Annotated in this window: 20 protein-coding genes; 1 reads left to right on the top strand and 19 read right to left on the bottom strand. The window is 55.2% G+C overall.

The genetic code is table 11. From position 1 onward, the window contains the following. Positions 1-89: 89 nt before the first annotated feature. From ACSZO1_RS13605 to ribF, 15 genes are all read right to left on the bottom strand, one after another. Positions 90-1,004: a response regulator gene (locus tag ACSZO1_RS13605; protein ID WP_437613395.1), complete on the bottom strand. Its 915-nt coding sequence runs from the start codon at positions 1,002-1,004 to the stop codon at positions 90-92. Next, on the bottom strand, positions 947-2,884 hold the full coding sequence (locus ACSZO1_RS13600; RefSeq protein WP_437613393.1) for a histidine kinase dimerization/phospho-acceptor domain-containing protein: 1,938 nt from the start codon (positions 2,882-2,884) through the stop codon (positions 947-949). Before ACSZO1_RS13600 ends, ACSZO1_RS13605 begins: the two co-directional genes overlap by 58 nt. Beyond that, positions 2,884-3,507 (bottom strand): response regulator, encoded by a 624-nt coding sequence (locus tag ACSZO1_RS13595; protein ID WP_437613391.1) that lies wholly within the window; start codon positions 3,505-3,507, stop codon positions 2,884-2,886. Before ACSZO1_RS13595 ends, ACSZO1_RS13600 begins: the two co-directional genes overlap by 1 nt. Further along, positions 3,504-4,751: a hypothetical protein gene (locus ACSZO1_RS13590; RefSeq protein ID WP_437613389.1), complete on the bottom strand. Its 1,248-nt coding sequence runs from the start codon at positions 4,749-4,751 to the stop codon at positions 3,504-3,506. The genes ACSZO1_RS13595 and ACSZO1_RS13590 overlap by 4 nt, the downstream gene beginning before the upstream one ends. 202 nt (positions 4,752-4,953) lie before the next feature. After that, positions 4,954-5,433, bottom strand: a complete 480-nt coding sequence (gene folA, locus ACSZO1_RS13585) for a type 3 dihydrofolate reductase (RefSeq protein WP_437613397.1) — start codon at positions 5,431-5,433, stop codon at positions 4,954-4,956. Between the two features lie 127 nt (positions 5,434-5,560). Then, complete coding sequence (pemB, locus tag ACSZO1_RS13580) at positions 5,561-6,883, bottom strand: pectinesterase PemB (protein WP_437613387.1); 1,323 nt, start codon at positions 6,881-6,883, stop codon at positions 5,561-5,563. Between the two features lie 348 nt (positions 6,884-7,231). Further along, positions 7,232-7,408, bottom strand: coding sequence for a hypothetical protein (locus ACSZO1_RS13575; RefSeq protein WP_437613385.1), 177 nt, complete (start codon positions 7,406-7,408; stop codon positions 7,232-7,234). 300 nt (positions 7,409-7,708) lie between these two features. Continuing rightward, positions 7,709-10,933, bottom strand: coding sequence for a carbamoyl-phosphate synthase large subunit (carB, locus tag ACSZO1_RS13570; RefSeq protein ID WP_437613383.1), 3,225 nt, complete (start codon positions 10,931-10,933; stop codon positions 7,709-7,711). 14 nt (positions 10,934-10,947) lie between these two features. Continuing rightward, the gene (carA, locus tag ACSZO1_RS13565) at positions 10,948-12,090 is read right to left on the bottom strand and encodes a glutamine-hydrolyzing carbamoyl-phosphate synthase small subunit (protein ID WP_437613381.1); all 1,143 of its coding nucleotides are present in this window, start codon (positions 12,088-12,090) and stop codon (positions 10,948-10,950) included. A gap of 466 nt (positions 12,091-12,556) precedes the next feature. After that, the gene (dapB, locus tag ACSZO1_RS13560; protein WP_437613379.1) at positions 12,557-13,378 is read right to left on the bottom strand and encodes a 4-hydroxy-tetrahydrodipicolinate reductase; all 822 of its coding nucleotides are present in this window, start codon (positions 13,376-13,378) and stop codon (positions 12,557-12,559) included. Between the two features lie 284 nt (positions 13,379-13,662). Continuing rightward, a complete protein-coding gene (gene ispH, locus ACSZO1_RS13555) occupies positions 13,663-14,616 on the bottom strand; it encodes a 4-hydroxy-3-methylbut-2-enyl diphosphate reductase (protein ID WP_437613377.1) in 954 nt (317 codons plus the stop codon). Next, positions 14,597-15,067: an FKBP-type peptidyl-prolyl cis-trans isomerase gene (gene fkpB, locus ACSZO1_RS13550; RefSeq protein WP_437613375.1), complete on the bottom strand. Its 471-nt coding sequence runs from the start codon at positions 15,065-15,067 to the stop codon at positions 14,597-14,599. The genes ispH and fkpB overlap by 20 nt, the downstream gene beginning before the upstream one ends. Positions 15,068-15,070: 3 nt before the next feature. Beyond that, positions 15,071-15,577 carry a signal peptidase II gene (gene lspA, locus ACSZO1_RS13545; protein WP_437613373.1) on the bottom strand — a complete coding sequence of 169 codons (507 nt, stop codon included), beginning with the start codon at positions 15,575-15,577 and terminating at the stop codon, positions 15,071-15,073. After that, positions 15,577-18,393, bottom strand: coding sequence for an isoleucine--tRNA ligase (ileS, locus tag ACSZO1_RS13540; protein ID WP_437613372.1), 2,817 nt, complete (start codon positions 18,391-18,393; stop codon positions 15,577-15,579). The genes lspA and ileS overlap by 1 nt, the downstream gene beginning before the upstream one ends. Before the next feature lie 34 nt (positions 18,394-18,427). Continuing rightward, a complete protein-coding gene (ribF, locus tag ACSZO1_RS13535) occupies positions 18,428-19,366 on the bottom strand; it encodes a bifunctional riboflavin kinase/FAD synthetase (RefSeq protein ID WP_437613370.1) in 939 nt (312 codons plus the stop codon). 317 nt (positions 19,367-19,683) lie between these two features. Here ribF and rpsT point away from each other — a divergent pair, with 317 nt between their 5' ends. Further along, positions 19,684-19,947: a 30S ribosomal protein S20 gene (gene rpsT, locus ACSZO1_RS13530; protein ID WP_437613368.1), complete on the top strand. Its 264-nt coding sequence runs from the start codon at positions 19,684-19,686 to the stop codon at positions 19,945-19,947. Positions 19,948-20,232: 285 nt separating this feature from the next. Here rpsT and nhaR read toward each other — a convergent pair whose 3' ends face one another. The 4 genes from nhaR to dnaK all read right to left on the bottom strand — a co-directional run bounded on the left by nhaR (position 20,233) and on the right by dnaK (position 25,755). Further along, complete coding sequence (gene nhaR, locus ACSZO1_RS13525; protein ID WP_437613366.1) at positions 20,233-21,123, bottom strand: transcriptional activator NhaR; 891 nt, start codon at positions 21,121-21,123, stop codon at positions 20,233-20,235. 100 nt (positions 21,124-21,223) lie between these two features. After that, positions 21,224-22,384, bottom strand: coding sequence for a Na+/H+ antiporter NhaA (nhaA, locus tag ACSZO1_RS13520; protein WP_437613364.1), 1,161 nt, complete (start codon positions 22,382-22,384; stop codon positions 21,224-21,226). A gap of 203 nt (positions 22,385-22,587) precedes the next feature. Further along, complete coding sequence (gene dnaJ, locus ACSZO1_RS13515) at positions 22,588-23,730, bottom strand: molecular chaperone DnaJ (RefSeq protein ID WP_437613362.1); 1,143 nt, start codon at positions 23,728-23,730, stop codon at positions 22,588-22,590. A 111-nt stretch (positions 23,731-23,841) separates the two neighbouring features. After that, complete coding sequence (gene dnaK, locus ACSZO1_RS13510) at positions 23,842-25,755, bottom strand: molecular chaperone DnaK (RefSeq protein WP_437613360.1); 1,914 nt, start codon at positions 25,753-25,755, stop codon at positions 23,842-23,844. Between the last annotated feature and the right edge of the window lie 394 nt (positions 25,756-26,149).

Raw genomic sequence — 26,149 nt, 5'->3', positions numbered from 1 at the left:
TTCCGGCAGCCTTCAGTGGTCTTTGCAGAGTTAAGACAGGCGGCTTAGCGTTGCACTTCGAACTTGAATCCGCCGAATAAAATTTGTGCTTATTCCCCCGTCAGGCTGGTGCTTATTCTGCAGGCGGCACTTTCCGCACGCCGCAATAAGGTCGCCAGCGTTTGCGCATCAAAACGCCCGGATTTCTCCATGCGCAAGCAGACACGCATTCCAGCCTGATCGTCCAGCAAGGCGAATGCCGCATGCAGACGATGTGCATGCCGTGCCAGACTTTCCCGGTCATCAACGGACTGTGCCTGGCGCAACGCAGCGCAGTCCTGCTGCACACCTTCCAGCAACGCCTGGCGCAACTGACGATGCTGCTGACGATCATCCTGCGCCAGCGCGTTTAACGGCATCGCCTCCTGTGACGATGGCGCGTGATTCGCCTGCCGCCATGCCTGCGCCACCCCGTTCAGCAACGCCTGTTGGGTCAGCGGCTTCACCAGCACGCCATCCATGCCCACGGCAAGGCAGCGCTCATGCTCACTGGCAAATGCATTGGCGGTACAGCCGAGAATAATATACGGCGGCAGCTGGCGCTGTTGTTGATCGGCACGCAGCTGGCGCGTCAGGGCATAGCCATCCATCCCCTGCATCTGGCAGTCCGTTAACACCATATCGTAGTAATGCCGCGCCACCTCCTGCAGCGCCTCTTCACCACTGCTCACCAGCTCAACATAGTGGTCACTGGTGGCAAACTGCAGCGCCAGCACCTGCAGATTGACCGCCAGGTCATCGACGATAAGGATATTGAGTGATTCACCCGCCTCCATTGCAGGTGCGGAAGTGGGCAGCACATCCTGCGCTGCACGCGCCAGACGTAGTGTAATCGTCGCCCGCACGCCGCCCGCGGCTCTCTCTCCCAGTGCCAGCGATCCCCCCATCAGTGCAATCAGGCGTGCGGCTATCGGCACCCCAGCCCGCTGCCCGGCACCGCTGCCGCGCTCTCCTCCCTGACCCACTGCTGCATCACGGCCTGGTACTTCTCCGGCGCAATACCGCAACCGCTGTCTTCAACGTCAATCACGATGACATCATCGCCCTCCTGTGTCTGCCCACCCTGGCGGGCGCGCAGCCAGATGCCACCTTCATGGGTGAATTTAATCGCATTCAGCAGCAGATTATTAATCACCTGCATCAGCCGCACGCTGTCCAGCAGATACCAGTCCGACGCCGGCAACGCCAGCTCGCTTTGCAGCGTCAGCTGTTTTTCCTGCGCACGCGGGCGAAATGTCGCGGCACAATTTTCCAGCATCGCCACCAGTTGCACGGGCTGCGCTTTCAGTTCAATGTGACCTGCTTCGATGGTGGAAAAATCCAGCACATCGCCCACCACCTCCTGCAGCGATTCTGCCGCCTGCCAGGCAATCTGCAGTGACGGCGCATCGCGCTGCTTTACCGCCAGTTCAAGAATGCCAATAATCGCATGGAGTGGCGTGCGAATTTCATGGCTCATGCGCGCCAGAAAAGCCGATTTCTCGTCGCTGGCCTGCTCGGCTTTATCACGCGCCAGCAGCAGTTCCCGCGCCAGTGATTTACGTTCCGTCACATCAAACCAGCCGCCGATCACCCCCTGCACCACACCAGCAGGATTGCGATAGCCCTCAAACCACAGATAGCCTTCGCGTTCCTGACCCTGCAGCAGTATCTGGCGATCGGCAAACTGCGCCATATCACCGGCAAGGCAGCGCAGGAAAATGCCGCGAATAGCCTGCTGCTCACGGGCCGGTAAAAGCTGTAAAGAAAACAGCGGACGCCCCACCACCTGCGATAACGTCAGCGCCATCGCCTGACAAAAATAGCGGTTCGCCGCCGTGAGGGTCATATCAGGCGCACAGACAAATAATGGCGTCGGCACGTTGTTGAACAGCGTTTCCCAGTACGCCAGCAGCTCCTGTAAACGGTATTCCGCCTGCTTACGGCGTCCCACCTGACGTGCCGGATAGCTGCCCCAGAACACCGAACTGAGTGCAATCACCAGCAACGCACCTCCCCACAATTTCACCCAGGGCGGCAGGCTGGTGTTCACGACAGCGAGACTGGCCAGCGAAAACCAGTGGCTGCGCAAGGCGCGCAACTCCTGGGGAGGAATACTGGCCTGACTTTTGTTGAGAATGTCCCGCAACAGCGGTAATGAGGCGACCACCGCAAAACGCTCCGGCTCACGGGCGTTGGCGAGAACACGCACAATAATACGGTCGCCATAGCGGCTGGCCTGCAGGTAGCGGGCGCTGCCAATGCTGGTAAACGTGGCGTCCGCCGCCCCGGCCAGCATCAGCTCCACCGCCTGTAACGCACTGTCCACTTCCACCACTGACAGCTGCGGATAGAGCCGCCGGGCGGCGAGCAGAGGATAACCCCGTGCAATCGCCACCCGCAGCGGGCCAAGCGTCTGCAATGTGACCGGAGCACTGCGTTCGTTACGGGTGATCATCACCCATTCCAGCATATCCCAGGGCTCACTCAGTAACAGCGTGGCAGGTAACGGCTGGGCATCAAACCGGGCAGGCGTCATCTGCGCTTTCCCGGCGAGCAATAACGCACTCACCGCCTGAGGTCCGGTTGCGGGAATAAAATTGAAGTTCAGACCGCTCTTTTCAGTGATACGCTGCAGAATATCCGCGTCCAGTCCGGTCATTTCGCCGTCACGGTCGAGCAGCGAATAGGGCGGATTGTTGATATCCATCGCCACATTGATCACCGGATGCTGTTTAATCCAGTTGATCTCCTGCTGACTGAACCACGGTGTATCGACACTCGCCTCTGGCAGGCGACTGCCGGCGGACAGCGGCCAGAGAAAGAGGCCCAGCAGGATGCCATAGCCCCGCAGCACACGGATCATCACTCCCCCAGTCCGCTCTGACTGAGATAACGATACAGCGCGGCATCGTTCTCCAGCCCCAGCTTACGCATGGCACTCAGCTTTTGGGCGCTGATGGTTTGCTTCGTGCGATACTGACGGGCAGCGATGTCATTCACGCTCAGCCCCTGAGCAAAAAGCCGCAGCACTTCCAGCTCTTTGGCGCTCAATGCTTTGCCCGCCAGCCGCGGGGCATCGTGGCGAAATATCTCGCTGAACCACGGCCCGGCGCTATCCTGGTTGCTGAGGCTGGCAGCCAGCTCCTGCGACAGACTGTTCTTATTCAGAACCGCTTTCACCTGATACGCCGCCAGCAAGGCGAGAATCCGCGGGTCACTCAGCATGGTAATCACCACGATAGCCAGCTGCGGATAGTGCTGACGAATATGACCAATCATGCGCACACCGTCAGCCTGCAAATCGCCCGGCATATTGAGATCGGTAATCAGCATATCCACCGGATGACTGGCGAGCAGGTCAAACAACTCACTGACATCATGCGCTTCCGCCACCACCTGATAGTCATCCGCCAGCGATGCCAGCACCCCGCGTAATCCCAGCAAAAACACCGGATGGTCATCCGCAATAATGACGCGAACTGTCATGTTGCCTCCTCGGGCGCATCGTGCCGTGCAACGGGAAAAATCACGCCTTCGCAGTAGCGCTGCGGCCCCTGCTGGCAAGCCACCAGCACCATGCTGGCGCGATAGTAATGCCCGCTGAAATCAGCAATGCGCACCGGTAAATGTTGTGGATACGCGCCAGCTGCACGCTGGAGTTGCGCCACGGCTTCACGATCATCGCTATGCAACCATGCGACAAACTGTGACCAGCTGGCGGGTGCCTGATGCGCCTGCGGCCACCAGCACTGGTAGCGCCAGCGTATGGCGCCATCACTCTGTAACAGAAAACGCTGGAACAACCCCTGCTGCAGGGCGCTGTCCAGCAAACGCATTCGTACCCGCTGACGCGCCAGTTGCGCATTTTTCTGCGCGATCGCCCCGGCATACTGCAACGCCGGCAGCGCAAAGACCGCACAGTAACCGCTCGCCAGCAGGATGCTTTGCGGCTGGCTATAGTGACGGCTCAGAAAGGGACCATAACCAGACAGAGTGGCGCTCAGTGCTATAACCACCGCGCAGGCAAGAAAGCCACTCAGCAGCAGTAACTCACCATACAAAGCAAGCCCCACCGGTAAGGCCAGGGAGGCGATCAACGCCAGATCCTGCCAGCGCAGCTCGCTGTCGCCGGGGATATCAGGAGAGAAAAAGAGCAGCGCCACCAACAGCAGCAAACCGCACACCAGCGCGACATGTCCGCTCGACACCTGCCGCTGGCCTTTGCTGGTGATGAGCCAGAACGTAAAAAAAGTTAACGGTATATAACTCAGGATATAGCCCAGCATCCAGATAAAAGAGACCGAGTGATCGGTCGGATAATCCAGCAGCCAGAGCGTCCAGCTACTCGCCAGCCGCTCCAGCAGCCCGGTCACCACACACAGCGCCACCAGCAGCAACATGTCGCGCACTTTCGCCAGCCGGAACATGGCGCCATAGCGCAACTGCCACAGCAATGCGGTTACCGTCAGCAACAGCAGGTCATAACCGCAAAAGATCAGCGACACCGTCACCGGACGGCCATACAGCTGACTGGCCAGCAGATGCACCAGCGCGGCGCTCAGCAGCCACAGTGGCCAGTCGCGCGGCCGCAGGGCGCAGATCACCCCCAGTACCATACCGGCAGGAAACCAGACCAGCGAAGAGAGACTCCAGACATCTCTGACCTGCAGGCTGAGCATCGCCAGGGCAAAGTCAGCGCAAAGAAAAGTCAGCCAGGATAAAAGCAGCATACTGTTCTTCATCACGCCAGCCACTCCGCGATTTCTGATGCGTAACACAGCCTGGCTCATTCTGACGCGAGAAAATGTGATCCCAACGGCTATCCGCGCGGGGTGGGTGTGTACAACAGAGTTAACAAGAACAGCAGTTTAGGCGGCGAAGGGTAAATCGGAGGACAACGAAGCGGCGCGGCAGGAAGCCGCGCCAGAAAAATTAGCGACGATCGAGGATTTCGAAGCAGTAGCTGTGCGAGTTTTTCTCGTCAGCATCGTGGAATTCACTGAAGGAGGACTCCCACTCGTCCGGCTCGTAGTCAGGGAAATGGGTATCCCCTTCCACTTCAGCATCGATATGTGTCAGGTAGAGGCGGTCTGCACGCGCCAGCAACTGAGCATAAATACGACCACCACCGATCACCATAATCTCTTCCGCATCACCTGCGGCAGCGAGCGCTTCCTCAATCGAGGAGACCCAGGTCACGCCTTCGGCATCGCCAGGCTGGCTGCTGACCACGATATTCAGGCGATTTGGCAGCGGACGACCAATCGATTCCCAGGTCAGACGCCCCATAATGACGGGCTTATTCAGGGTATTGCGCTTAAACCAGGCGAGATCCGCGGGCAGGTTCCACGGCATCGCGTTTTCCATGCCAATCACGCGATCGGCTGCCAGAGCCGCGATAAGGCTAATCATCATATAAAACTCAACAGGGTGAAATTGGCGCCATCATACGTAAAGGCGAAACTTTCGTCGATAGCCAGATGGCGCTATTTGCGTAAAGGTTGTTAAGCAGCTCACAGCAGGCGGTTATCAGCCAGGTTTAGCGCTGCACATCATGCCTGTCACCCAGCAGCACCTGAGTGTGATACTCCCACAGCCGGTTAAAGCTGACATCATCCAGATCCCGTTGCGGGCTGGCATTGCCACGAAACGGACGTGCCGTGGTCGCCGCAGCACCCCACGGATTGAGCAGGCTATAACCGCTGTCTACCGTGCTGTCGCGCACCACCAGCTGACCGTTAGAGGTTTTACCGGCGAGATAACCGGTTTCACGCGCACCCTGATCCCATGCCCGACCGATAGCGGCTTTCAGCGCCCCGGTTTTATAGCCGTTATCCGATGTCAGCCGGCTGTTGATGACTAAAAAGCCATACTTCACCGATGGCAGGGTGTTTGGCGCAAAGACATAGGCTTCATCAGTCCCCCGGCTGGAAACGGTATGAAACTGCACGCCATCAAACACCGCAGTGGCGCGACCAAAGACGTAATCAATATCCCCTTCAATATAGCTGTCTTTTATGTAAGCCCGGCTATAGTGATCCGTCACATAGCGATTGAGCCGATCGCTGGTATTCACAAAGAAAGTGTCCTGCCGACCAATCAGACGCACCTGCTCCAGCTGAACTTTATCGCCGTCAGTACGCAGCGCCACGCCCTGATGCGCACGACTATCCACCGTGTCCAGTAACGCATTCACCACTGTCAGGTTCTTCAGCTGGAACGCATCACTTTGCGACCACACCACCGCGGCACAGGTAGTACTGATGGCCGGGCTGGTGTTGCTGGCACACAGATCGTACATATACCAGGCAGGATCGCCTGGCTGATATTGCTGAGACGGGTTCACCGTGGCGCGATAGGTTGCTGGCGACATCATGGAATCCAGCGCCAGAGAGATCACCACATTTTCCGCGCTGTCGCCCGCGCCAAACAGGGTTACGGGCGGTGCATCCGCTGGCACATAAACGCTGCCGTGATACACACCCGGCAGCAGTTTAATGTAAACACGCTGCTGACGGTTCTGCTGGCGAAGGGCGGCGTTCACCGCCTGCTGAATCTGCGTGTAGTTTGCGCCGTCCCCCCCTTTCTGTGGACCAACGATAAAATCCGTGTTGATCCCTGATGTGGCGATCGGCGTCGGAGCCCAGCCATCAGCAATCGGCTGCGTATACAGTCCGCGGTACGCGAAATAGTGCTGTGGTGTAAAGCGTGATGCCTCCTCCCTCGAGAGCACCGGGCGCTGCGACGTTCCAGGAAAATCAGGCAGAAAGCGCACCTGAGGACTGCTGGTACTCTGGCACGCCGTCAGGAATAACGATGCCGATACTGCCGTTGCCAGCAGCGAAAAACGCAAATAGTTCATCTGTCATCACCCTATTAAAATGAAGCGACATTTTAATTTAATAGATTACTCTGACAAAAAAGTGATGAGTGGCCACAATAGTTCAATTAAATCAATCAAATTGCTCAGAGTGTGACCTGTGCAGTGTTATTTCCCGCCCTGCGTTTTACAATCCAAACAGAAAACAGAAACATCGTTTCATTTTTACAAGGATACAATAATGCGCCTCGCCCTCACGTGTTGCAGTGCTCTGTTAGCGGTATACGGATTTTGTACTTCCGTCATGGCGAATGAAATGAGTTATCAGACCCCGGCAGTGACCGACGAAGGTTTACCGGTCTTTTATCCCGAGCTTAAACAGCAGTTGCGCTATACGGATTCCTGGTTACCCTGCATCTCCGCACGCACCTCCTTAAACTCACCATGCACCTCCTTTTTGAACTCCCGCACTTCGTCTTTCACTTCCCGGATATCATTCTTGATATCAACCAGAGTGTTTTTGATATGCTCCACATCCGTTTCGAGTTTCACTACTCTTGCTTCCATCGCCGCGTCTCCTTTGCTGCTTACTGATCTCAAATGTGCTTTCCGGACGTGATAATGTCCGGCATCCCATGTCACATCCCAGCCGGGCCAAAACCCGGCTATAGCTCTGCCTGCCTCCATTGCTCAGTCAACCTCCTTATTGCCATATCACTCACTCTCCCTGATATTGCGACAAAAAAAATCCGTAACCATTTGCATGATTACGGATTTTCAGGTCTTCCGTGCTGCTGCATCATGTGGTTATATTTTAACCTGACACCGCACTGGAACAGAGCAGATTTTTGTTACGCAGCGTAAAGATTAACCTTTGATCTGCGCGTGCATTTCCTGCACCGAAATCACCTTCTCAGTCGGATCAGCATTCAGCGCCATCGCGGTGGCGAAGCCGCCGTTCAGGGTGGTGTCGTAGTGCACTTTATACTGCAGCGCGCTGCGGCGAATCAGCTTCGAATCCTCAATCGCCTGACGACCTGCGGTGGTATTCACGATGTAGGCATATTCACCGTTTTTCAGGCGGTCCTGAATATGCGGACGGCCTTCATGCACCTTGTTCACCAGACGCGGGTTGATACCCGCTTCACCCAGCACGACAGCAGTACCATGGGTGGCATCGAGTTCGAAACCAAACTTCTGCAGCTTGGCCGCCAGGTCGACGATACGTTTCTTATCGCCTTCACGCACCGACAGCAATGCACGGCCTGATTTCTTCATGTTGGACTGCGCGCCCAGCATCGCTTTAGCAAAAGCTTCTGCGAAGGTACGGCCGACGCCCATCACTTCACCGGTAGAACGCATTTCCGGGCCAAGGATTGGGTCAACGCCCTGGAACTTGTTAAACGGCAGCACCACTTCTTTGACGGAGTAGTACGGTGGGATCACCTCTTTGGTGACACCCTGTTGCGCCAGCGTCTGGCCGACCATCACGCGAGCCGCGACTTTCGCCAGCGCCACACCCGTCGCTTTGGATACGAAAGGCACGGTACGTGCAGCACGCGGGTTCACTTCGATCAGATACACTTCGTTATCTTTCACCGCAAACTGCACGTTCATCAGGCCGCGTACGCAGAGTTCAAACGCCAGTTTTTCCACCTGCTGGCGCATCACGTTCTGGATATCTGCGCTCAGGGTGTAGGCTGGCAGTGAACAGGCTGAGTCACCGGAGTGCACGCCCGCCTGCTCGATATGCTCCATAATGCCGCCAATCAGCACGCGTTCGCCGTCGCAAATCGCATCGACGTCCACTTCCACCGCATCGTCAAGGAAGCGATCCAGCAGAACCGGCGCATCGTTGGAGACGGAGACCGCAGTCTGGAAGTAGCGCTTCAGATCCACGTCGTCGTAGACGATTTCCATCGCACGGCCGCCCAGAACATAAGAAGGACGTACCACCAGCGGATAACCAATCTGTGCCGCCTTCTCTACAGCCTGATCAATCGCCGTTACGGTGGCGTTGGCTGGTTGCTTCAGACCCAGACGCTCTACCGCCTGCTGGAAACGCTCACGGTCTTCTGCACGGTCAATCGCATCCGGGCTGGTGCCAATGACCAGCACACCAGCTGCTTCCAGCGCACGTGCCAGTTTCAGCGGCGTCTGACCGCCATACTGCACGATCACGCCTTTTGGCTTCTCGATACGTACAATTTCCAGCACATCTTCGAACGTGACCGGCTCAAAGTAGAGACGATCAGAAGTGTCGTAGTCGGTGGAGACGGTTTCCGGGTTACAGTTAACCATAATGGTTTCGTAACCGTCTTCGCGCAGCGCCAGCGCCGCGTGCACACAGCAGTAGTCGAATTCAATGCCCTGGCCGATACGGTTTGGACCGCCGCCCAGCACCATGATTTTGTCACTATCCTGATTCGGATTGGCTTCGCACTCTTCTTCATAAGTGGAGTACATGTAAGCGGTGTCGGTGGCGAATTCCGCCGCACAGGTATCCACACGTTTGTAGACCGGATGCAGGTTGAACTGGTCACGCAGCTTACGCACTTCCGCTTCCGCCACGCCCGCCAGTGTTGCCAGACGCGCATCGGCAAAGCCTTTACGTTTCAGAGTACGCAGGAAATCTTGTGTCAGACCGTTGATACCTTCGCGCGCCACCTGATCTTCCAGACGCACCAGCTCTTCGATCTGCACCAGGAACCAGCGGTCGATATTGGTCAGGTTAAAGATGCCATCAACGGACATGCCCGCACGGAATGCATCCGCCACATACCAGATACGCTCTGCGCCAGCATCTTTCAGCTCGCGACGAATACGTGTCAGGGCTTCCGGGTCATCAAGGCTGACTTTCGGGTCGAAACCGGTCGCGCCGACTTCCAGGCCACGCAGTGCTTTCTGCATTGATTCCTGCAGCGTACGGCCAATTGCCATCACTTCACCCACGGACTTCATCTGGGTGGTCAGACGGTCATTGGCGCCGGCAAATTTCTCGAAGTTAAAACGAGGAATTTTGGTGACCACGTAGTCGATGGATGGCTCAAACGATGCCGGGGTCAGGCCACCGGTAATGTCGTTCATCAGCTCATCGAGGGTGTAACCCACCGCCAGCTTGGCCGCGACTTTCGCAATCGGGAAACCGGTCGCTTTCGATGCCAGCGCCGAGGAACGGGAAACACGCGGGTTCATTTCGATAATGATCAGGCGACCATTTTTCGGGTTCACCGAGAACTGCACGTTAGAACCGCCGGTTTCCACGCCGATTTCACGCAGTACCGCCATCGAGGCGTTACGCATGATTTGATACTCTTTATCAGTCAGCGTCTGTGCTGGCGCGACAGTGATGGAGTCACCGGTGTGGATACCCATCGCATCGAAGTTTTCGATAGAGCAGACGATGATGCAGTTGTCGTTCTTATCACGCACCACTTCCATCTCGTACTCTTTCCAGCCAATCAGCGACTCATCAATCAGCAGCTCATTGGTTGGCGACAGGTCGAGACCGCGTTCGCAAATCTCTTCAAACTCTTCGCGGTTGTAGGCGATGCCGCCACCGGTGCCGCCCATAGTAAAGGAAGGACGGATAATGCACGGGAAGCCAACATCTTCCGCCACGGCCAGAGCTTCTTCCATGGTGTGAGCGATACCGGAACGCGCAGTTTCCAGACCAATTTTCTTCATCGCTTTATCGAAGCGCTGACGGTCTTCCGCTTTGTCAATGGCATCGGCAGTCGCACCAATCATGGTGACGCCAAACTCTTCCAGCACGCCACGACGCTCCAGTTCCAGCGCACAGTTCAGCGCCGTCTGGCCACCCATGGTTGGTAGCACCGCATCCGGGCGCTCTTTTTCGATAATCTTGCGTACCACTTCCCAGTGAATCGGCTCGATGTAGGTTGCATCGGCCATATCCGGGTCAGTCATAATGGTCGCCGGGTTGGAGTTGACCAGAATGACACGGTAACCCTCTTCACGCAGCGCTTTACAGGCTTGCGCACCAGAGTAGTCAAATTCACACGCCTGGCCGATAACGATCGGGCCTGCGCCAAGGATCAGGATACTTTTTATGTCTGTACGTTTTGGCATTTTTTCGCTCCTGATTATTTAGCGGCTGAACGGTAAGCTTCAATCAGTTCGATAAAGTGATCGAACAATGGCGCAGCATCATGCGGACCCGGGCTGGCTTCCGGGTGTCCCTGGAAGCTGAACGCTGGCTTGTCGGTACGGTGAATACCCTGCACCGTATGGTCAAACAGCGAGGTATGGGTCACACGCAGATTAGCGGGAAGATTGCTGTCATCGACCGCGAAACCGTGGTTCTGTGCAGTGATCATCACGGTATTGTTATCCAGGTCTTTCACCGGATGGTTACCGCCGTGGTGACCGAGTTTCATTTTCACCGTCTTCGCACCGCTGGCCAGTGCCAGTAACTGGTGGCCGAGGCAGATGCCGAACACCGGAATATCGGTTTCGAGGAACGTTTTAATCGCTTTAATGGCGTAGTCGCATGGCTCCGGGTCACCCGGGCCGTTGGACAGGAAGATACCATCCGGATTGAGTTTCAGCACTTCATCCGCCGGAGTCTGCGCTGGTACGACGGTCAGACGGCAGCCGCGATCCACCAGCATACGCAGGATGTTGCGCTTAGCACCGTAGTCGTAAGCCACAACATGGAATGGCAGCTGCGCATTCTGTTCCGGCAGACCATCCTGCAGCGTCCAGCTCCCCTGCTGCCAGCTGTAAGCTTCTTTGGTGGTGACTTCTTTCGCCAGGTCCATGCCTTTCAGGCCCGGGAATGCTTTGGCTTTCTGCAGAGCCAGTGCCGCATCAGGTGCGTCACCTGCGATGATGCAGCCATTCTGCGCCCCTTTCTCACGCAGCAGACGGGTCAGCTTACGGGTATCGATATCGGCGATCGCCACAATGTTGTGACGCTTCAGATAGTCAGACAGACCTTCTTCATTACGGAAGTTGCTGGCAATCAGCGGCAGGTCGCGGATGACCAGGCCCTGAGCATGAACTTCGGAAGATTCTTCATCAGCGGCGTTAGTGCCGACATTGCCGATATGAGGATAAGTAAGAGTGACGATCTGGCGGGAATAGGAGGGATCTGTGAGGATTTCTTGATAACCGGTCATAGAAGTGTTGAAAACGACTTCCCCCACTGCCGATCCTTCCGCCCCAATGGCCCGACCGTGGAATTGGGTTCCGTCTTCCAGAACCAATAGCGCTGACTTAATCAAAACGTCCTCCAGGGAATAAACAGTCACAATATCTGCATATTAATTCATTTCACTAGCCTGAATCAATGCAAAAACCGCGTGAACTGCCGATTTTTGGCAAATTGCGCGCATTCTAATGATCGGCCTGCTCAATGTCTACCCTGAGGACCACTTTTTCTTACTTTTTTAGCCAACTGAACAGAATTTCGGAAGATTTACACTGAAAAGGGGAGCTTTCTGGCTAATAAAATCGGTTGCCTGAAGAAATGAAATAAAAACTGGCTCCAGCGGAGCAAAAAACCAGACCAAATGGTCAAAAACGGAGTTTTGAGGATAACAAAAAAGAGAAAACACTTACTTTTAATCACTTCATTATAAAACAAAACCAAAACACCAAATTTCAGATAAAATAAAGGGCAATAAAATTATTGCCCAGTTAATCATAAACTTATGATTGAAATAACCACATCACGATGGTCGAAACACACTACAGATTCTCTAAATTCAGCACATCGCGCATATCATAAAGACCTGTTTTACGCGAGTTAAGCCACTGAGCCGCACGAACCGCACCATTTGCGAACGTCATACGACTGGAAGCCTTGTGGGTAATCTCTACACGTTCACCGATATCGGCAAACATCGCCGTATGTTCACCCACGATATCGCCAGCACGGATGGTGGCAAAACCGATGCTGTTCGCCACACGCTCTCCGGTAAAGCCTTCGCGCGCGTACACCGCATGCTCTTTCAGATCCCAGTTCATGGCATCAGCAATCGCTTCTCCCATGGCCAGCGCGGTGCCTGACGGCGCATCCACTTTGTGGCGATGATGCGCCTCGACAATTTCTATATCGGCATAATCGCCCATAACTTTTGCTGCTTTTTCCAGCAACTTCAGCACCAGGTTAACCCCGACGCTAAAATTAGCGGCGAAAACAATGCCAATCTCTGCTGAAGCCGCTTTAATCGCGGCTTTGCCCGCATCATCAAAACCGGTGGTGCCAATCACGATGGCTTTCTGGTGCTGACGGCAAAATGCCAGGTATTCCAGCGTGCCTTCCGGGCGGGTGAAGTCGATCAGAATGTCGAAATCATTCACTACCGCGTCGAGGTTATCGCTGATCTGTACGCCAGTCGCGCCGATACCGGCCAGCTCTCCCGCATCACTACCCACCAGTGATGAACCAGCACGCGCCAGCGCGGCACCGAGGCGAACACCTTCTGCCTGATGTGTCGCCTGGATCAGCTGGCGGCCCATACGTCCAGGTGCGCCGACAATGGCAATACGGATTTCTGCATGACTCATATTTCTTTCCTGACTGTCTGTGCTTGCAAGCAAGGCTAAGAGGTTAACGAGGTGGCTACATTTGCGCCACAACAAACACTATATAATTAGAATATTACGTCAGTGGCGAGGGATTATCAGTAAAACAAATTACAGGAAGGGGAAATGGAGGGCTGGAGAGTCCCTTCTATCGTAAAACCGGGGGAGGTCAGGATGGGTGAGCACAAGGCTCTGTACTTGTCCCTTCCCCCGTAAAACGGGGGGAGGGAGACTAAACAGCTCCGCCGTAACAAGACAACGGAAAATTAATCGACCTGCTTCACTTCAACACGCAGTTCTTTCGGGACTTCAAAAACAATATTCTCTTCACGGCCAATCAGCTCGATTGCCGCTTCGCCACCGAACTCACGCAGGCGGCTGATCACTTCCTGCACCAGAATATCCGGCGCGGAAGCCCCCGCAGTCACACCGACACAGCTTACGCCTTTGATCCACTCTTCCTGGATATCATCCGCCGAGTCGATCAGTCGCGCCAGTTTACCGGCACGCTGCGCCAGTTCCGCCAGACGGTTGGAGTTGGACGAGTTCTTCGACCCTACCACCAGCACCACATCGGCATCCCGCGCCAGTGTGCGTACCGCTTCCTGGCGGTTGGTGGTGGCATAGCAAATATCATCTTTGCGCGGACCGACGATTTTCGGGAAGCGCTGACGCAGGGCGTCAATCACATCCGAGGTATCATCCACCGACAACGTGGTTTGCGTCATAAAGCACAGGTTATCTTCGTTTTTCACCTGCAGTTTCAACACATCAGCGGGCGACTCCACCAGGTACATACCCCCTTGCGGGTTACTGTACTGGCCCATGGTGCCTTCCACTTCCGGGTGCCCGGCATGGCCAATCAAAATCGCTTCTGTACCTTTGCGACTGGCACGCGCCACTTCCATATGCACTTTGGTCACCAGCGGACAGGTGGCATCAAACAGCATCGTAAGATCGCGCGCGCGCGCTTCAGCGCGTACCGCCTGTGACACGCCGTGCGCGGAGAAGATCAGGATCGAACCATCCGGCACTTCGGCGATCTCTTCAATAAAGATCGCGCCGCGTTCACGCAGACTATTCACCACATAGCGGTTATGCACCACTTCGTGGCGCACATAGATCGGGGCGCCATACATCTCCAGCGCCCGCTCCACAATACTGATGGCGCGATCAACGCCCGCGCAGAAACCACGTGGGTTAGCCAGCAGAATTTGCATCGGTGCCCTCCAGTACCGGATCGATCTCCAGTACCTCGATATCAAACTGAATGGTTTGTCCTGCCAGCGGATGATTAAAGTCCACGGTAATCGAATCACCCGAAATATCACGAATTACGCCTGGCATTTCGTTACCGCCCATGCCAGTAAACAGCATAATGGTGCCCACTTCCGGCTCACCCGCCTGCATAAAATCACGGCGGGAGAAATACTGGATCATATCCGGACTTGCCGCACCAAATGCGGATTCCGGCGGCAGGCTGAACTGGTGTTTGTCACCCACGTTCAGCCCCAGCAGCGCCTGCTCCAGACCTTCCGACAGGCTGCCATCGCCAAGGCGAAACAGCGCCGGTTTGCCATTGGCGCGGGTGGATTCCGCCGTTGAACCATCTTCCAGCTTCAGGGTGAAATGCACCAGCACCGCACTGTCATGCTGCACAGAATCCGTCATGCCCTACCCTTTCTCTTGAGTCTGCTTGCCGGACGGGGTCAGGAACCCTTCCAGCACAATCAGCGCGGCACCAATACAGATGCCGCAGTCGGCGATGTTGAAGGTGGCAAAGTGCCAGTCGCCTACATAGAAGTCGATAAAATCGACCACAAAGCCGTGATACGCGCGATCAAACAAGTTACCCAGCGCGCCGCCCATAATCAGCGCGTAGGCAATATTGTTCAGCTTCTGGCTGGCCGCCGTGCGATACATCATCACCAACAGTGCGATCACAATCGCAATCGCGATGCCGGCAAAGAAGAAGCGCTGCCAGCCACCTTTATCGGCGAGGAAACTAAACGCCGCGCCGTAGTTACGGGCATAGAAAATATTAAAATGCGGCATCACCGGAATCGACTCATGCAGCATCAGATTATTTAAAATCCACATCTTGCTGCCGAAGTCGATGGCAATCACCACCAGCACCAGCCACAGCCAGCGCAGTCCTGTCGATAAAAGTGGCTTACGCATCAGGCAAATTTACGCTCTTCGCCGTTTCCGGCTACGTTAGTAACACAGCGCCCGCAAACATCCGGGTGCTCCGCATTCTGACCAATGTCAGTAGTGTAATGCCAGCAGCGCGGACATTTCTCGCCTTCTGCTTTATGCAGCGCGATTTTCAGACCTTTTAACACATCGCTCTGCTGGGCTTCTTCCGTCGCCAGCGCGTAATCCGCAACCTGAGCGCCGGAGGTCAGCAGCACAAAGCGCAGCTCATCACCGAGGCTGTGCAGTTTGCCCGCCAGTTCAGCATCCGCATACAGAGTCACGGTCGCTTCCAGAGAACCACCGATGCGCTTATCCGCACGCGCCTGCTCAATCACGCGGTTCACTTCGCCACGCACTTTCAGCAGTTCCGCCCAGTAAGCATCGTTCAGTGCTTCGTCATCGGCAAGGCCGAACAGACCATCAAACCACTCTTCAGTAAACACGTACTGCGCGCGTTTGCCTGGCAGGTAAGCCCAGATTTCGTCAGCGGTGAACGACATGATTGGCGCCATCCAGCGCACCAGCGCTTCAGCGATATACCACAGTGCGGTCTGGCAGCTGCGACGCGCCAGGCCATCGGCTTTCACCGTGTACTGACGGTCTTTGATGATATCGAGATAGAACGAGCCCATCTCAATCGAGCAGAACTGCATCAGACGCTGTACCACTTCGTGGAAATCGTAGTTCGCGTAAGACGCGATGATATCGTCCTGCGCGGCTTTCGCACGGCCCACCGCCCAGCGATCCAGCAGCACCATCTCTTCGGGTTTCACCATATCGGTTTCCGGGTTGAAACCGTTCAGGTTCGCCAGCAGGAAACGTGCGGTGTTACGGATACGGCGATAAGCATCAGCAGAACGCTTCAGAATTTCATCGGATACCGCCATTTCACCGGAGTAATCGGTAGAAGCGACCCACAGACGCAGAATATCCGCGCCCAGTTTGTCCATCACGTCCTGTGGTGCGACGGTGTTACCGATAGATTTCGACATCTTGCGGCCCTGACCATCCACGGTGAAACCGTGAGTCAGTACCTGGCGATATGGCGCTTTGCCTTTCATCGCGGTGGAGATCATCAGTGAGGACATGAACCAGCCACGATGCTGGTCAGAACCTTCCAGATACATATCGGCACTGTGACCAGAGAACTCAGGACGCACATCGACCACGGAAGAGTGAGTCGATCCGGAGTCAAACCAGACGTCCAGCGTATCCGGCACTTTCACGTAGTTGTCAGCTTCGGCACCCAGCAGCTCTTTCGCGTCCAGATCCCACCAGGCCTGAATACCGTCGACTTCCACGCGTTTCGCGACTTCTTCCATCAGTTCCAGCGTGCGCGGATGCAGCTCTTCGCTGTCTTTATGGACGAACAGCGCCATCGGCACACCCCAGGTGCGCTGACGGGAGATACACCAGTCAGGACGGTTCGCCACCATCGCTTCGATACGCGCCTGGCCCCAGTCCGGGATCCACTGCACGCCTTTGATCTCTTTCAGTGACTGCGCACGCAGACCTTTCTGATCCATGCTGACAAACCATTGTGGCGTCGCGCGGAAGATGATCGGCGTTTTATGACGCCAGCAGGACGGGTAGCTGTGTTGCAGTTTCTCAACATGCAGCAGACCGCCTTTCTCGCGCAGCAGCTCAACGATCATATCGTTGGCTTTGAATACGTTAACGCCATCCAGGGTCGGATAAGTGCCGGCCACATAGGCACCGTCTGGACCAACCGGGTTAGCGGTTTCCAGACCATATTTCTGACCAATCACATAGTCATCAGGACCGTGACCAGGCGCGGTATGTACCGCACCCGTACCGGCATCAAGCGTCACGTGCTCGCCCAGTACCACCGGCACATCAAAGCTGAGGAATGGATGCTGGAAGCGCATCAGTTCCAGCGTGGCGCCGGTGGTGGAACCCAGCACCTGCCACTCGCTGACGCCTGCGCGTTTCAGCACGCTCTCGACCAGATCTTTGGCAAGGATCAGCGCTTTGCCGTCGATCTGCACCAGCTGATACTCAAATTCAGGATGCAGCGAGATTGCGCGGTTAGCCGGCATGGTCCACGGAGTGGTGGTCCAGATCACCAGCGCGATCGGGCCATTAACGTTGCTGGCGCCGAATTTCGCCGCCACCGCCTCGCGGTCGCTGGCGTTAAACATGACATCAATAGATGGGGAAGTTTTGTCGTAATACTCAACTTCCGCTTCCGCCAGCGCAGAACGGCAGTCCAGACACCAGTGCACCGGCTTCGCACCTTTGTGCAGATGGCCGTTGCCGATGATTTTACCCAGCGCACGGATGATGTTGGCTTCGGTCTGGAAGTTCATCGTCAGGTATGGACGTTCCCAGTCGCCGAGCACGCCAAGACGGATAAAGTCTTTCTTCTGACCTTCCACCTGTTCAGCGGCGTATTTGCGGCAGGCAGCACGGAATTCCGCGGCGCTCACTTTCTCGCCCGGCTTACCGATCATCTGTTCAACTTTATGCTCAATAGGCAGACCGTGGCAGTCCCAGCCTGGCACATACGGCGAATCGTAGCCCGCCATGCCTTTGGACTTCACAATAATGTCTTTCAGAATCTTGTTAACTGAGTGACCAATATGAATGCTGCCGTTAGCGTACGGAGGGCCATCGTGCAGAATAAAGGTTTTTTTCCCTTTTTTGGCCGCGCGGATGATGCCGTACAGATCGTCATCAGTCCAGCGTTGCAGCATTCCCGGTTCGCGTTTGGCCAGATCGCCACGCATTGGGAACCCCGTTTCCGGCAAATTCAGGGTTGATTTATAGTCACTCATCAGATTCTCGGTTCCATTGGTCGGTTTTGGTTTTTTAAACCGGTGTTTTCAGCCCAAAATAATGTCGGGCGGTCACCACATCTTTAGCAATTTGCTCTTTTAACGCATCGAGCGAAGCAAAACGCTGCTCGCTGCGGATTTTTTCGCGGATCACCACATCGATATGGCGTCCGTACAGGTTCATTGCAACATCCAGCAGATGCACTTCCAGCTGCTGACGTATGCCGGCCACCGTCGGTCGGGTGCCGATATTCGCCACACCGGGCAATGGCTGATCGCCCAGCCCGTGCACTTCCACCGCGTAGACGCCTTTCACGGGCGATACCGTGCGGCGTAGCGGGATATTTGCCGTGGGGAAGCCAATAGTGCGGCCCAGCGCATCGCCATGCACGACACGGCCAGAAATGCTGAAGGGATGGCCAAGCAGCGACCCGGCCAGCGCCAGCTGGTCTTCCGCCAGCGCCTGGCGTACCGCCGTGCTGCTGACGCGCCTGCCATCTTCGCAGAAGGTCTGGGTGCTGCTGACATCAAAGCCATATTCAGCGCCAGCTTTCTGTAATAACAGGAAATCCCCTTCACGACCAGCGCCAAAACGGAAATCATCGCCCACGGCGAGGAACTTCACGCCCAGCTTGCCGACCAGCAGATCGGCGATAAAACTCTGCGCGCTCTGAGCGGCAAAACGGTGATCGAAACGGGCGCACAGCACTGCATCCACGCCTGCCTGTTCCAGATAACGCAATTTTTCGCGCAGACGCGTCAGGCGCGCCGGGGCTTTATCAGCGGCAAACAGTTCCAGCGGATGAGGCTCAAACAGCATTACCATCACCGGTAAACCACGTTGTCGTCCTTCGTCGCACAGACGCGCTAACAGGGCCTGATGACCGCGATGGACGCCATCAAAGTTGCCAATGGTCAGCACGCAGCCGCGATGCTGTTCCCGAATATTATGTATGCCGCGGATAAACTTCATGGCAGGCTCAAATTAATGGAAATCGGCGGATTATACCTTGTACAGCGGTTAAGGTTAACCCGCGATTGAACCGTTTGAGGGATTCTCAACGGGATTTCCGCACGGAAGCGCCTGTGTGGGGGACAGATACGAATAATTTTCTGCCGAAAGACTGTATTCGCATCACTGATGCTGGTAGAATCCTGCGCCATCACAACGTAATCGAGCGCTGACGTACAACGGCGCTTATTTGCACAAATCCATTGACAAACGAAGGCTAAAAAGGCATATTCCTCGGCCTTTGAATTGTCCTCAATAGTATATTTGGGAGTTGGACCTTGGCTAATATCAAATCAGCTAAGAAACGCGCCGTAACATCTGAGAAGCGCCGCAAGCACAACGCTAGCCGTCGTTCTATGATGCGTACTTTTGTTAAGAAAGTATACGCGGCCATCGCTGCTGGCGATAAAGAAGCTGCACAGAACGCATTTAACGAAATGCAACCAATCGTGGACCGTCAGGCTGCTAAAGGTCTGATCCACAAAAACAAAGCTGCACGTCATAAAGCAAACCTGACTGCACAGATCAGCAAACTGGCTTAATGCTAACTTACTAATCAGCTTTGGAAAAAACCGGCTTAACGCCGGTTTTTTTACGTCTGTGCAAAATAGTCGTTTACTGCGCGTCGGCCATACTGCGTTACAACCTCCTCCAAATGCTCTTGTGTGCCACAACCGTTTGCTGCGCGTCGGCCATACTGCGTTAAAAACCTCCTCCAAATGCTCACGTACTGAAGTACGCTGCGCTTTGTCGTCAATTTTTGCCTGGCCTGGCCTTTGCTCGCTGCACTACGATCGCGTTACGGGAATCGCGTTACGTGGATCGCGCTATGAAGAAAATAACCCGCTAAAATCCTTATTGCAGATGCGCTGCACCGCCGGGTGCTGGATCATCCGTTCGGCGAAAATCACGTGATACTCCTCCATCACGCTCTCAATCCGACCAATCTCGACAATCTCCTCATCCCGATAGATATCCTGGCCATACAGTGATGGGGCAACAAAGATAGCGTTGTTCGCTGCGCCAAATGCTTTCATTAACGCCGCATCATCGAACTCCCCGAGGATCTCCACCGCTATTCCCTGCGACTGGAACCAGTTCAGCAGCTTGCGTCCCAGCATTGAACGACGGCCCGGGATCAGCAGACGACGCTGCTGCAGACAGGCAGGAAAGGGTTTATCCGGTAACGGTCGTGTACACCAGAAACTGACGCCGCACTCGCCGAGCTTGACGGAAAACAGCCCTTCCTGCTGTGTGGAATCAATCGGACAGTCAGAGAGGATCATATCCAGCTTATGCTGGCTCAGCTGCTCCAGCAGCATCTCATGAGTGGATTCAAAACAGCGCAGGTGGATCTTCTCATCCTCCTCCACCGCGGTTTCCAGCACCTGACTCACCAGCCGCTTCGATAACGCATCAGCCACACCGACATCAAACAGCAGGTTTGACTCTTTGCGGTAGTTGACGATATCAAGAATCTCCTGGCTGAGGGTAAACATGCGGTCGGCATAGCGAAACACCAGCTGTCCGAGTTCGGAGGGCACCACGCCGCGTCCCTGGCGCTTAAACAGTTTCCCCTGCAGGCGCTCTTCCAGCGCCTTAATCTGTCCGGTGATAGTCTGCGGCGTCAGAAACAGCGCTTCCGCCACACCGACAATCGACCCCTCTTTGCACACCTGCCAGAAGTAATAGAGATGGTTGTAATTAATATGGGACATACGCACCGCTACGCTCCTTTGCCTGCCTCGCCCTGAGATCCAGCTTAATGCATAAACCGGAAGAAAAAACGCGACCAACCAGCGAAGTTGGCCACGCGGTTTATTTCAGTTTTAGCCGCAGCAGCAGATAGCCCAGCACGGCAGAGGCCAGCGAGCCCAGCAAAATGCCCAGTTTTGCCAGCGTAATCAGCGCGGGATCGACATCGCTGTAAGCCAGCGAAGCGATAAAGATCGACATGGTAAAGCCGATACCGCACAACACACCAATCGCCATAATATTCGACAGCGTCGTGCCCTGCGGCAGCTTCGCCACGCCGGATTTCACCGCCAGCCAGCAAAACAGGGTTATGCCCAGCGGCTTGCCGAGCAGCAGACCGGCCATAATCCCCAGCGGCAGTAATGAGAAAAGATCGCTGACGGAGACACCACTCAGCACCACGCCGGCATTGGCGAAGGCGAACAGCGGCAGAATCAGCCAGCTCACCCAGGGATGCAGGCCGTGCTCAAGCTGTTCCGCAGGCGAGTGGCCGTCTTTACCGGTCAGTGGAATAAACAGGCCCACCATCACCCCAGCCAGCGTGGCATGAACGCCCGATTTCAGCACCGCCACCCACAGCACCATGCCGACCAGCAGATACACCGAGGTACGACGCACATTCGCCAGATTCAGTACCAACAGGGCCACCAGTGCCAGCGCGGCCACGGCAAGTGACTGCATTGACAGTTCGCTGGTATAAAACAGCGCGATAATCACTATCGCCCCGAGATCATCGATAATCGCCAGCGCCAGCAAAAACACTTTCAGCGCTGGCGGCACACGGTTGCCCAGCAGAGCCAGAATTCCCAGCGCAAAGGCGATATCCGTCGCGGTCGGGATCGCCCAGCCACTGCGTACCACTTCATCGCTACCGTTAAACAGCAGGAACAGCAATGCAGGCACCAGCATACCGCCGAGCGCGGCAATCAGCGGGAAGATGGCCTGCTCACGGCGCGCCAGTGCGCCCACCTTCAGCTCTCGTTTGACTTCAAGGCCAATTGCCAGGAAGAACAGCGCCATCAGCGCATCATTAATCCACAGCAACAGGTTTTTACTGATATCCAGCGCACCAAAACGAAACCCGACTGGCTGCGCCAGCAGCGCCAGATATCCCTGCTGCGTCGCCGCGCTGTTCGCCAGTATCATCGCCAGTGCAGCGGCAATAATCAGCACAACCCCACTGGTGGCCTCATTTTTCACTAATCTTTGAATGCTTATCCACATCGTTTCGTTCCCTGCCTGTGACTTGTTCTGCAACAGGACTAAGGATACGCGCTTTGAGAATTCGAAAATAACAGTTTATTTAGGGATAATTGCTCGGGATTACCGAGTAATTTCTGTATCAGGCAGGGAAAAATACGCTCGTCAGGACAAAACAAAACCGGCCTGCTCTGCAGGCCGGTTTACGCTTAAACGGAGAAAAAACCTTAGCGGGTTAAGTCATCAAAGAATTTTTTCACACCGTCGAAGAAGCTTTTGGAACGCGGGCTGTTTTTCTCGCCGCTTGGACCGCCAAAGCTCTCTTCCAGCTCACGCAACAGTGCTTTTTGTTTTTCGTTCAGGCTGACAGGCGTTTCCACCACTACACGGCACAGCAGGTCGCCCTGACTGCCACCACGTACCGATTTCACCCCTTTGCCACGCATACGGAACAGTTTGCCGGTCTGCGTTTCTGATGGGATCTTCAGGTTGACGCGACCATCCAGCGTAGGCACTTCAATCTCACCGCCCAGCGCTGCCATGGCAAAGTTGATCGGCACTTCGCAGTACAGGTTGTTATCTTCACGTTCGAAGATCGGGTGCTTACGCACCTGCACCTGCACATACAGATCGCCCGCTGGCGCGCCGTGCTCACCGGCTTCGCCTTCACCACTCAGACGAATACGGTCACCGGTATCCACACCCGCCGGGATTTTCACCGACAGGGTTTTCGATTTCTCGACACGACCATGACCGTGGCAGGCATTGCACGGATCTTTAATCACTGAACCGCGACCGTGACAGGTCGGACACGCCTGCTGAACGGTAAAGAAGCCCTGACGCATCTGTACCTGGCCCGCACCATGACAGGTTGGACAGGTTTGTGGTTTGGTGCCCGCTTTCGCGCCACTGCCGTGGCAGACGTCACACTCTTCCAGCGTCGGGATACGGATCTCTTTGGTCACGCCGCGCACGGCCTCTTCCAGCGTGAGCTCCATGTTGTAGCGTAAATCAGCGCCGCGAGCGGCACGCTGCTGACGGCGGCCTCCGCCAAAAATATCGCCAAATACGTCGCCAAAGATATCGCTGAAGTCAGCACCGCCGCCGCCAAAGCCACCACCACCGAAACCGCCGCCACCGCCCTGTTCAAAGGCAGCATGGCCGTACTGATCGTACGCCGCGCGTTTTTGTGCATCGGTGAGGATTTCGTACGCTTCCTTGACCTCTTTAAACTGGGTCTCCGCGTCTTTATCGCCCTGGTTGCGGTCAGGATGGTACTTCATCGCCAGGCGTTTGTAGGCCTTTTTGATTTCACGCTCTTCCGCTGATTTCGGAACGCCTAAAACCTCGTAATAGTCTCTTTTCGCCATTATTCGTGTTCCTGCCCTTCACATGCCTGCACGGGCGTGGAGTTATCCTACGCCCGTGCCGGTTACCAACAACAGTGGGGTTGCCCCCACCGCAGTGCCCGCTCAGGGCAATTATTTCTTGTCGTCTTTGACTTCTTCGAACTCAGCGTCAACCACGTCATCGTCTTTCTTCGCCGATGCGTCGCCCGCGTCTGCACCGCCAGCCTGTGCCTGCTGCTGAGCAAATTCCATCAGCTTGCCAGCGACCTGCATCAGTGCCTGCATTTTGGCTTCGATCTCAGCTTTATCTTCGCCTTTCAGCGCAGTGTTCAGATCGGTCAGAGCCGCTTCGATTGGCGCTTTGTCGTCTGCTGGCAGTTTATCGCCTGCTTCGTCCAGCTGCTTACGCGTGCTGTGCGCCAGATGATCGGCCTGGTTACGGATCTGTACCAGCTCTTCGAACTTACGGTCAGCTTCAGCATTCGCTTCCGCATCGCGGACCATTTTCGCGATTTCGTCTTCATTCAGACCAGAAGAAGCCTTGATGGTGATCTTCTGCTCACGACCGCTGTTTTTGTCTTTAGCAGACACGTGCAGAATACCGTCAGCATCGATGTCAAAGGTGACTTCGATCTGTGGCATGCCACGCATCGCTGGTGCGATACCATCGAGGTTGAACTGGCCCAGGGATTTGTTATCCGCTGCACGTTTACGCTCGCCCTGCACCACGTGAATGGTCACCGCAGACTGGTTATCTTCCGCTGTTGAGAACACCTGACTGTGTTTAGTCGGGATAGTGGTGTTCTTGGTAATCAGCGGAGTCATCACGCCGCCCATGGTTTCGATACCCAGAGACAGTGGCGTCACGTCCAGCAGCAGAACGTCTTTCACGTCGCCCGCCAGCACGCCACCCTGAACCGCAGCACCAACAGCAACCGCTTCGTCCGGGTTCACGTCTTTACGTGGTTCTTTACCAAAGAATTCAGCCACTTTCGCCTGAACCATTGGCATACGTGTCTGACCACCGACCAGAATCACGTCGTTGATATCAGAAACGGACAGGCCCGCATCCTGCAGTGCAACTTTCAGCGGCTCGATTGAACGGGTCACCAGGTCTTCGACCAGTGATTCCAGTTTCGCACGGGTCACTTTGATGTTCAGGTGCTTAGGACCGGTCGCATCCGCCGTGATGTACGGCAGGTTAACGTCGGTCTGCTGTGCAGAAGAAAGCTCGATTTTCGCTTTTTCTGCCGCTTCTTTCAGACGCTGCATCGCCAGTGGATCGTTGTGCAGATCGATGCCCTGATCTTTCTTAAACTCAGCCACCAGGTAGTTAATCAGACGGCTGTCGAAGTCTTCACCACCGAGGTGAGTATCACCGTTGGTTGCCAGCACTTCGAAGGTTTTTTCGCCGTCAACTTCATCGATTTCGATAATAGAGATATCGAAAGTACCGCCACCCAGGTCGTAAACCGCGATAGTACGGTTGCCGACTTCTTTGTCCAGGCCATAAGCCAGTGCAGCAGCGGTAGGTTCGTTAATAATACGTTTTACTTCCAGACCTGCGATACGGCCGGCATCTTTGGTTGCCTGACGCTGCGCATCGTTAAAGTAGGCCGGAACAGTGATAACCGCTTCAGTGACTGGCTCACCCAGGTAATCTTCCGCCGTTTTCTTCATTTTTTTCAGCACTTCAGCAGAGATCTGCGGCGGTGCCATTTTCTGGCCTTTCACATCCAGCCACGCATCACCGTTGTCTGCTTTAGTGATCTGGTAAGGCATGATTTTCAGGTCACGCTGCACTTCTTCATCTTCGAAGCGGCGACCGATCAGGCGCTTAATTGCAAACAGGGTGTTCTGCGGGTTAGTCACAGCCTGACGTTTAGCAGGCTGACCAACCAGAGTTTCACCGTCCTGCGTGTAGGCAATAATCGAAGGCGTGGTGCGATCGCCTTCCGCATTTTCCAGCACGCGTGCTTTGGTGCCATCCATGATTGCGACACAAGAGTTGGTTGTACCCAGGTCAATACCAATAATCTTACCCATCTAAACGTCTCCCACTAAAATTCGTCAATTCGTTATTCATCTGACTGTGAACCTGTTATGCGGGCGAATTATTCGGTTTCAATGCCTTTCATTCGCTTTTTTTCTGGTCCAACAGCGTTGGATGACAACTAGATGGGGCCGCTTGTCAGCGCATCAAGGGTTAAAACTAAAAAAATTTTCGTTTTTCACCAAAAAATGGGAAGCGAAGAGTGCAGAACGTGGTGGAAAGCGAATGAGTTTGCACTCACCGCCCCTTTCGACGCCGGTTGAAAAAGGCAGAGGCAGGGAAGGAAGGCACCGATTGTCCCCTTCCCCCGCTGTACGGTCCGGGGACATTGCAGACAGGTGTTCGGGGACATGGTGAACACTTTTTAACATCCTTTACCCATGGTGA

Origin of the sequence: Erwinia sp. V71 (assembly GCF_965644245.1) — a bacterium.
GTDB lineage: Bacteria > Pseudomonadota > Gammaproteobacteria > Enterobacterales > Enterobacteriaceae > Erwinia.
This window is presented reverse-complemented; position numbering and strand designations above follow the sequence as displayed.

What these genes read in the sequence shown, in the direction of transcription:
- ACSZO1_RS13600 (WP_437613393.1), bottom strand. Translation starts at nt 2,884, where the DNA reads ATGATCCGTGTGCTGCGGGGCTATGGCATCCTGCTGGGCCTCTTTCTC.
- ACSZO1_RS13595 (WP_437613391.1), bottom strand. Translation starts at nt 3,507, where the DNA reads ATGACAGTTCGCGTCATTATTGCGGATGACCATCCGGTGTTTTTGCTG.
- ACSZO1_RS13590 (WP_437613389.1), bottom strand. Translation starts at nt 4,751, where the DNA reads ATGCTGCTTTTATCCTGGCTGACTTTTCTTTGCGCTGACTTTGCCCTG.
- folA (WP_437613397.1), bottom strand. Translation starts at nt 5,433, where the DNA reads ATGATTAGCCTTATCGCGGCTCTGGCAGCCGATCGCGTGATTGGCATG.
- pemB (WP_437613387.1), bottom strand. Translation starts at nt 6,883, where the DNA reads ATGAACTATTTGCGTTTTTCGCTGCTGGCAACGGCAGTATCGGCATCG.
- ACSZO1_RS13575 (WP_437613385.1), bottom strand. Translation starts at nt 7,408, where the DNA reads ATGGAAGCAAGAGTAGTGAAACTCGAAACGGATGTGGAGCATATCAAA.
- carB (WP_437613383.1), bottom strand. Translation starts at nt 10,933, where the DNA reads ATGCCAAAACGTACAGACATAAAAAGTATCCTGATCCTTGGCGCAGGC.
- dapB (WP_437613379.1), bottom strand. Translation starts at nt 13,378, where the DNA reads ATGAGTCATGCAGAAATCCGTATTGCCATTGTCGGCGCACCTGGACGT.
- ispH (WP_437613377.1), bottom strand. Translation starts at nt 14,616, where the DNA reads ATGCAAATTCTGCTGGCTAACCCACGTGGTTTCTGCGCGGGCGTTGAT.
- fkpB (WP_437613375.1), bottom strand. Translation starts at nt 15,067, where the DNA reads ATGACGGATTCTGTGCAGCATGACAGTGCGGTGCTGGTGCATTTCACC.
- lspA (WP_437613373.1), bottom strand. Translation starts at nt 15,577, where the DNA reads ATGCGTAAGCCACTTTTATCGACAGGACTGCGCTGGCTGTGGCTGGTG.
- ileS (WP_437613372.1), bottom strand. Translation starts at nt 18,393, where the DNA reads ATGAGTGACTATAAATCAACCCTGAATTTGCCGGAAACGGGGTTCCCA.
- ribF (WP_437613370.1), bottom strand. Translation starts at nt 19,366, where the DNA reads ATGAAGTTTATCCGCGGCATACATAATATTCGGGAACAGCATCGCGGC.
- nhaR (WP_437613366.1), bottom strand. Translation starts at nt 21,123, where the DNA reads ATGTCCCATATTAATTACAACCATCTCTATTACTTCTGGCAGGTGTGC.
- nhaA (WP_437613364.1), bottom strand. Translation starts at nt 22,384, where the DNA reads ATGTGGATAAGCATTCAAAGATTAGTGAAAAATGAGGCCACCAGTGGG.
- dnaJ (WP_437613362.1), bottom strand. Translation starts at nt 23,730, where the DNA reads ATGGCGAAAAGAGACTATTACGAGGTTTTAGGCGTTCCGAAATCAGCG.
- dnaK (WP_437613360.1), bottom strand. Translation starts at nt 25,755, where the DNA reads ATGGGTAAGATTATTGGTATTGACCTGGGTACAACCAACTCTTGTGTC.